Raw genomic sequence first — 7,211 nt, forward strand, 5'->3', positions numbered from 1 at the left:
GGTGGGCTCCGTCATCCATTCCAGGCCGGAGATGGAGACGCGGTACGCCTCGATCAGGTTCGCGACCAGCGCGTCCATCTGCTCCTTGTACGCGGGCGGGAAGTGCCGGGCCACGTACTCCTGGCCCACCAGTTCACCCAGCACGCCCTCGACCAGGCTCACGGCGCGCTTCCAGCGCTCGCGCTGCTCGGTGGCGCCGGACAGCACGGTTCCGTAGAACTCAAAGTTCGCCTTCGAGATCTCCTCGGTCAGGTATCCGGCTCGCGAGTTCACGATCTGCCAGCGCAGATATGCCTTCCACGTGTCGAGATCCGTCTCCTGCCACAGGCGCCCGAACGCGGTCATGTAGCTGGGCTCGCCCGCGACCAGCAGCGGGTGCGCCGCCTCGGGCAGGCGGATCGCCTTGGCCCAGATGTCCCACGCGAAGCCCGGGGCGTCGGAGCTCAGGCCGGCGAGCGTGGTGGGGTTGTGGGTGAGCTCCGCCTCGCGGGTCTTCACCACGTCCCAGTGCTCCTTGGCGATCGCGGTCTCGAGCGCCATCACGGTGGCGCCGTCGAACGAGATCCCGGTGAGCGCCGCCATGCGGTCGACGTGGGCGACGTACTTGTCGCGCGTCTCGGCGTGGCCGTCCTCGCGGTAATAAGCCTCGTCGGGCAGCCCCAGGCCGGACTGGCTCAGATACACCACGTTGCGGTCGGGGTCGAGCTTGTCCGCGAACACGTAGTAGCCCACGAGCCCGCGGACTCCGTCGCGCTGCAGGTCGCCCAGCGCGCGGGCTAGATCCTCGTGGGTGCCGGCGGCCTCGAGCCGCGCGAGGTCGGGCAGCAGCGGCTCGATTCCGAGCGAGTTGGCTCGCTCGACGTCCATGAAGCTGGCGTACAGCGCGCCGATCTGCGAGTCCTGAGGCGCCTCCTCGATGATGACGCGCACGTGGGCCTCGGCCTCGTCGCGCAGCGTGTAGAAGGAGCCGTCCGCCGAGCGGTCGCCGGGGATGACGTGTGCGTCCTCCCAAGGTCCCGACACGTAGCGGAAGAAGTCATCCTGCGCGCGCACGCTAGGGGAGAACTCTGACTTGTCGATCCCGGAGCGAAGAGTCATGGGCACCACCTTAGAGGGGACGATGGTCCTGTTGGGAGCACGTTCGCTCACGGCGAGGCGCGGGACAGGGAGGCTGGCATGATGGAGACATGCGCATCCACATCGCCGCGGATCACGCGGGCTTCGAACTCAAGCAGCACCTGCTCGGCCATCTCTCCCAGGCCGGACACGAGATGGTCGACCACGGCGCGTTCGAATACGACGCGCTCGACGACTACCCGCCGATGTGCATCGCCGCCGCCGAGGCGGTCGCGGCTTCCCCCGGCGACCTGGGCATCGTCATCGGCGGCTCCGGGAACGGCGAGCAGCTGGCGGCCAATCGGGTGCCGGGCATCCGCGCCGCACTGATCTGGTCCGTCGAGACCGCGAAGTTGGCGCGTCAGCACAACGACGCTCAGGTGGGCTCGCTCGGCGGCCGCATGCACTCCCTGGAGGAGGCGACGGCCATCGCGGACGCCTTCGTCGGAGAGCCCTTCTCGGGAGACGAGCGTCACCAGCGGCGCATCGACCTCATGACCGAGTACGAGGGCCGTCGCTAGCGACCCCCCGCGGGACGATGCGGCGGACCAAGCCGGGCCCGCACCCCTGCCTAGAAGTGGAGGTTCGAGACGGGCGCGGAGGTCGACTCGAACGCGGCGGCGAGGGCGCGAACGGCGCCGGGCCGCCGCTCCTCGATCAGCCCGGCGGCTGCCAGGGACGTGAGGCTGACCCCGCCCAGGTATGCGGCGCCCAGCTCCTGCACGGACAGCACCACGTCGGGCTCGGCGCCGGGGGCGGACTCGACGTGCCCGGTGCCCGAGCGGGAGGTCACGCGCCAGGGGCCGGCGTTGTCGGGGAACAGCGGGTCGACCACCTGGATGACGGCATCGACCGGGCACAGGTACTCGCGTGCCGTGAGGGCGGCGGGCACGTCGACGATGCGGAGCCAGATGTTGTCGTGCAACCGGGGTTTGGCGGCGCGCATGTCCGTCAGCAGCCACAGCAGGGGATCGTCGATGGCCAGCGGCTCGGCCTCGACCGTGCTCACCAGGTCGACGTCGAGCAAGACGGACCACAGCCGGTGTGCAGCGGCCGGTGTGGTCGCCGCGAACTCGCGGGTGAGCAGCAGCCCGTCGGGGATGCCCTCCGGCGACCACGTGCCCTTGCGGCGGAACATCGCGTAGCCCACCGGCGTGCCGTCGGCGCGCTCGACCACCACGATGCGCAGTTTCTCGCCGCGCGCGTGCTCCGGGGTCGGGTCGCCGAACCGCGCCCGCAGCGCCTCCGCGTGGTCGAGAGTCATGGTGCCGGGCCTATCGAGGTCCTGCTGGACGCGCGCGATCACGGCGGAGTGTCGGTCGCGGCTCAGCCGCTCGATGCGCACCTTGAGGTCGGCGGATCCCGGCACGTCTCGCAGCGTCGCGCCGCGCGCCATCCTCACATCGACCTGACGCGCCGCGAGCCCGTACCCGAACCGCTGGTAGATCTCGGACTCCGCGGCGTAGAGCGCGCTCGCGACCTCGCCGCGCGAGCGCGCGTCGGCGAGGTGGTCGGCCATCATGGCGCGCAGGAGGCCGCGGCGCCGATGTGCGGTGTGGACGCTGACCATGGTGAGTCCCGCGACCGGGACCAGGGCTCCGCCGGGAACTCGCATGCGGAAGTCGTAGGCGGCGGCGACGCCCGCGAGGGTGCCCACGTCGCCCAGCGCGGCGTCCTGGATCTCGGTGGCGCGTGCGCGTCCGAACGGCACCATGCCGGCGAAGTCCGGACGATCCTCGGGCTTGATCTCCTCGATGAATCCCCATGAGGTGACCTCGGCCATCTCGTCGACGCGCGATGCGTCGATGGAGATCAGGCGGTAACCGGGGGTCATGGACATAGGCGCATCGTCGCATCCAGGATCAACCGGGGCGATCGGGACACGCCAACCGTCGATCGCGGCCGGCTCTCCTAGACGGCGCGGAACTCCTGGATCCGCTCCTGCAGGCGGCGATACTCGACTTTGATGCAACGGTTCTGGATGGGCACCAGGCCGTTCGTTCGCGCCGTCGCCATCGCCTCCGCGTTGCGGACCCCCAACTGGAGCCACAGGCACTTCGCCTGGTTGCGCACCGCGTCCACGGCGATCGCAGGCGTGTGCTCGGCGCGCCGGAACACGTCCACCATGTCCACGGGCGCCGGCAGCTCGTCGAGCGAACCATAGAAGCCGTGGCCGCGGATCTCCTCGCCCTCGGCCTGCGGATTCACCAAGAACAGCTCGTAGGGGGTGTTCTCCATGAGCCAGACCGCGATCTGGTAGCTGGTCCGCGAGGGATGCGGCGAGGCGCCGACGATGGCGATGCTGCGGGTCCTCGCGAACGCGAGCGCCACCTCGTCGTCGCCCGGGGCGTCGGCATCCACGGGTGCGGGGCACGCGTGGTCGGCGGCCGGCACGTCGTGATCGAGCCTGATGTGGTCCATGCCCTCGAAACGTACAGTGCTCGCGCGCCATTCCTCCGGGACCGGGGTCCCGTGGGCGCGGAATGCCGGGCGGCCCCGTTCGGTTGCCCTCGAGAGACGGCGCGCCGGCCCGGCGGTGCCGCACGCACGACGTGAGGAGCAGACATGGCGACCACCACTCCCGTGACGACCACGGAGTCCGGCCCGCGGATCGGCATCAAGGCCGAGGACCTACGGGCGATCAACGCGGGGCTCGCGCACGTGCTGTCGGACACGTTCACCCTGTACGTGAAGACGCACGGCTACCACTGGAACGTCACCGGACCGCATTTCCGCTCCCTGCACCTCATGTTCGAGGAGCAGTACCAGGAGCTGTGGGCCGCCGCGGACGTCCTGGCGGAGCGCATGCGTGCGCTCGGCTCCGGCGCGCCCGGCTCTTTCGCGGAGTTCCTCGAGCACGCGTCCATCACGGACGGCGAGCGCACCGCGGACGCCATGGTGATGGTCAGGAACCTCGCCGCGGACCACGAGACGCTCGCGCGGCTGGTACGGCCGCTGGTCGAGGTGGCGGAGGACGCCGGCGACGGCGCCACGGCGGACCTGTTCAACGCGCGGCTCGCCGCGCACGAGCAGGCCGCCTGGATGCTGCGCTCCTTCGCCGCCTGAGGGCTGCCCGCCCGGATGCGCCGGGGCACCCCACGGTGCGGTGGGGTGCCCCGTTCGCCCTCGGGTGCCGAGGTCAGGGGACGATGTGTCCCGCGGCCCGGAACAGCTCGTACCATTCGGCGCGCGTGAGGGGCACGTCGGAGCCCTGCGCCGCGGCCGTCACCCGTGAGGGCGTGGTGGTGCCCAGCACCACCTGGATGCGCGCCGGGTGCCGGGTGAGCCACGCGACGGCGATCGCCTCGGCCGGGACGCCGTACTGCGCGCCCAGCCGGTCGATCACGGCGTTGAGCTCGGGGTACTTGGCGTTGCCCAGGAACGGACCGTCGAAGAACCGGGCCTGGAACGGCGACCACGCCTGCAGCGTGATGTCGTGGAGCCGGCAGTAGTCGATCAGGCCGTTGTCGCGGTCGACCGACTGGTCGAGGTCGCCCATGTTGGCGGCGACGCCCGCCGCGATCGCATTCGCGTGGGTGATCGACAGCTGGATCTGGTTGGCGACCAGGGGCTGCGTCACGTTCTTCTTCAGGAGTTCGATCTGACCGGGAGTGTGGTTCGAGACGCCGAAGTGCCTCACCTTGCCGGCCGCGTGGAGGTGGTCGAATGCCCGTGCCACCTCCTCCGGCTCCACCAGCGCGTCGGGGCGGTGGAGCAGCAGGATGTCCAGGTAGTCCGTGCCGAGCGCCGTCAGCGAGCCCTCGGCCTGCTGGACGATGCGCTCGTACGAGAAGTCGAAGTACGGCCCCTCCTTGACGATCCCCGCCTTGGTCTGGATGGTCATCGCCTCGCGCTGCGCCGGGGTCAACCGCATGGCCTCGGCGAAGCGCCGCTCGCAGCCATGCATGGGTGAGCCGTAGATGTCGGCGTGGTCCATGAAGTCGATGCCGGCGTCGACAGCGGCACCGACGAGCGCGCGCACCTCCTGGTCGGACTTGTCCTGGATACGCATGAGCCCGAGCACCACGGCGGGTGCCGTGATGTCCGTGCCGGGCATGGTGAAGGTCTTCATCTGTGGTCCTCTCATGCGGCGTTGAGCGCCGCGACCTCGTCGTCGGTGAGCACCAGCTCGGCGGCGCGCGCCGAGTCGGAGATGGACTCCGGACGCGACGCGCCCGGTATGGGTATCACGATAGGCGCGAGCGCCAGCTCCCACGCGAGGACCGCCTGGTGCACGCTCACGCCATGGGAGTCGGCGACCCGCTGGAAGGCGGCCTGCCGGGTGGCGAGCTCGGGAGCATTGGCGATCCCGCCCAGCGGGCTCCACGGCAGGAACGCGATGCCCAACGCCGCGCAGTGCTCGAGCTCGCCCAGCGAGCTGCGGAAGCGCGGCGAGAACTGGTTCTGGACGGACACGAGCCGCCCGCCAAGGATCTCGTTCGCCTGGTCGATCTGCGCGACCGTGGCGTTCGAGATGCCCGCCATGAGGATGGTGCCCTCGTCGAGCAGGTCGCGCACCGCCCCCACGGAGTCCGCGTACGGCACCCGCGGGTCGGGGCGGTGGAACTGATAGAGGCCGATCGCGTCGACGCCCAGCCGTTGCGCGGACGCCTTCGCCGCACGCTTGAGGTATGCGGGGTCGCCGTTCTGGGTCCAGGTGCCGTCGCCCGGCCGCAGGTGGCCCCCCTTGGTGGCCACGAGCACGTCGTCGGCGGCGATCCCTCGGAGCGCGCGAGCGATCAGCTCCTCGTTGTGGCCCACCTCGTCCGCGTGCAGATGGTAGGCGTCGGCCGTATCGATGAGGGTGACGCCGGCGTCGATGGCCGCATGGATGGTCGCGATCGAGCGGGCCTCGTCGGGCCGGCCCTCGATGGACATGGGCATGCCGCCCAGTCCGATGGCGCCTACGGTGCGTGCGCCCAGCGCGCGCTGCTGCATGGGTCCTCCTGATGGTCGGTGGGGTCGACTCGTAGCCTAGGGACGGGCTAACCTAGAAGTCCAATGTATGGAACTTCTCAATCTCATCTATTGGAGCGATGAATGGATCTGCGGCAGATGGAGTACCTCGTGGCGGTCGCCGACGAGCGCCACTTCACGCGCGCCGCGGCGCTCGTGGGGGTGTCGCAGTCCGGCCTGTCCGCGTCGATCCGCGCGCTCGAGGGTGAGCTGGGCACCGTGCTGTTCGACCGCTCCACGCGCCGCGTCGAGCCCACCGACGCGGGCCGCGCGCTGCTTCCCTACGCGCGCTCCATGCTCGCCCAGGCCACCCGCGCCAGGGACGCCGTGGTGGACGCGACCCGGCAGGTCTCCGGCACCCTGCGCATCGGCGCGGAGCAGTGCCTGGGGATCGTCGACGTCGCGGCGCTGCTCGAGCGCTTCCACCACCGCCATCCCCAGGTCGACGTGCACTACTCGGAGGCGGGGTCGCATGATCTGGTGGCGCGCGTGCGGGCCGGCGATCTCGACGTCGCGTTCGTCGCCGCGGCGGAGCACCTGGGCGCGCTGCCCGGCCGCGTGCTCGGCGGCGAGGACCTGGTGCTGCTGTGCCCGCCCGGCCATCCGGCGGCGGCCCTCTCGCCCGCGCGGTGGGCGGATCTCGAGGACCACGACTTCGTCGACTTCCATCCGTCGTGGGCGATGCGGCCCCTGAACGATGCGGCGGTTGCGGCCGCGGGCGTCGACCGCCGGGTGAGGTTCACCGTGGGCGACGTGCACACGCTGATCGGCTTCGTGGGCCGCGGGCTGGGCATCGCCGTGGTGCCTCGCCACGTCGCCGCCAAGCCCGAGGCGCAGCGTCTGGTCGCCGTGCCCATCGAGGGGGGAGCGGGGCGGTGGACGGTGTCCGCGGTCTCGGCCCAGCGCGAGCGGGCCGATTCGCCCGCGCCGCACCTGCTGGCGCTGCTCGACGGTGCCTTCGCGGCATGCCTTCCGGCACGCCACGAGGGCCCCCGCCCGGAGGCGGGAGCCCTCGTCGACGCCGCTCAGATGTAGTACATCGCCGGCTCGCGCACCGGCTCCGGCGCCGCGTCCGGGTCGGGGTGACGATGCGAGTCGCCCGAGTCGACGGCCGAGGCCGCGGTCGAGGCCTCCGTGGG

8 protein-coding genes are annotated in these 7,211 nt (G+C 71.0%); 3 read left to right on the forward strand and 5 right to left on the reverse strand.

The window, feature by feature from the left end; genetic code table 11:
* On the reverse strand, window positions 1-1,098 hold a 1,098-nt coding region (locus tag Q0L54_RS09255; protein ID WP_296667491.1), incomplete at its 3' end, for a M13 family metallopeptidase N-terminal domain-containing protein.
* Between the two features lie 89 nt (window positions 1,099-1,187).
* Here Q0L54_RS09255 and Q0L54_RS09260 point away from each other — a divergent pair.
* Window positions 1,188-1,637, forward strand: coding sequence for a ribose-5-phosphate isomerase (locus Q0L54_RS09260; protein ID WP_296667493.1), 450 nt, complete (start codon window positions 1,188-1,190; stop codon window positions 1,635-1,637).
* Between the two features lie 50 nt (window positions 1,638-1,687).
* Here Q0L54_RS09260 and Q0L54_RS09265 read toward each other — a convergent pair whose 3' ends face one another.
* Window positions 1,688-2,956: a GNAT family N-acetyltransferase gene (locus Q0L54_RS09265; protein WP_296667496.1), complete on the reverse strand. Its 1,269-nt coding sequence runs from the start codon at window positions 2,954-2,956 to the stop codon at window positions 1,688-1,690.
* A 71-nt stretch (window positions 2,957-3,027) separates the two neighbouring features.
* A complete protein-coding gene (locus Q0L54_RS09270; protein ID WP_296667497.1) occupies window positions 3,028-3,537 on the reverse strand; it encodes a CoA-binding protein in 510 nt (169 codons plus the stop codon).
* Between the two features lie 144 nt (window positions 3,538-3,681).
* On the opposite strand from Q0L54_RS09270, the gene Q0L54_RS09275 reads away from it, so the two are divergent.
* Entirely contained in the window at window positions 3,682-4,182 is a 501-nt protein-coding gene (locus Q0L54_RS09275) for a DNA starvation/stationary phase protection protein (RefSeq protein ID WP_296667498.1), read from the forward strand.
* A gap of 73 nt (window positions 4,183-4,255) precedes the next feature.
* Here Q0L54_RS09275 and Q0L54_RS09280 read toward each other — a convergent pair whose 3' ends face one another.
* A complete protein-coding gene (locus Q0L54_RS09280; RefSeq protein WP_296667499.1) occupies window positions 4,256-5,188 on the reverse strand; it encodes an aldo/keto reductase family oxidoreductase in 933 nt (310 codons plus the stop codon).
* A gap of 11 nt (window positions 5,189-5,199) precedes the next feature.
* Complete coding sequence (locus Q0L54_RS09285; RefSeq protein ID WP_296667500.1) at window positions 5,200-6,054, reverse strand: aldo/keto reductase; 855 nt, start codon at window positions 6,052-6,054, stop codon at window positions 5,200-5,202.
* A gap of 102 nt (window positions 6,055-6,156) precedes the next feature.
* Between Q0L54_RS09285 and Q0L54_RS09290 the strand changes: the two genes are divergently transcribed.
* On the forward strand, window positions 6,157-7,107 hold the full coding sequence (locus Q0L54_RS09290) for a LysR family transcriptional regulator (RefSeq protein WP_296667502.1): 951 nt from the start codon (window positions 6,157-6,159) through the stop codon (window positions 7,105-7,107).
* The last annotated feature ends 104 nt before the right edge of the window (window positions 7,108-7,211 follow it).

Source organism: Demequina sp., assembly GCF_024642165.1.
Lineage (GTDB): Bacteria > Actinomycetota > Actinomycetes > Actinomycetales > Demequinaceae > Demequina.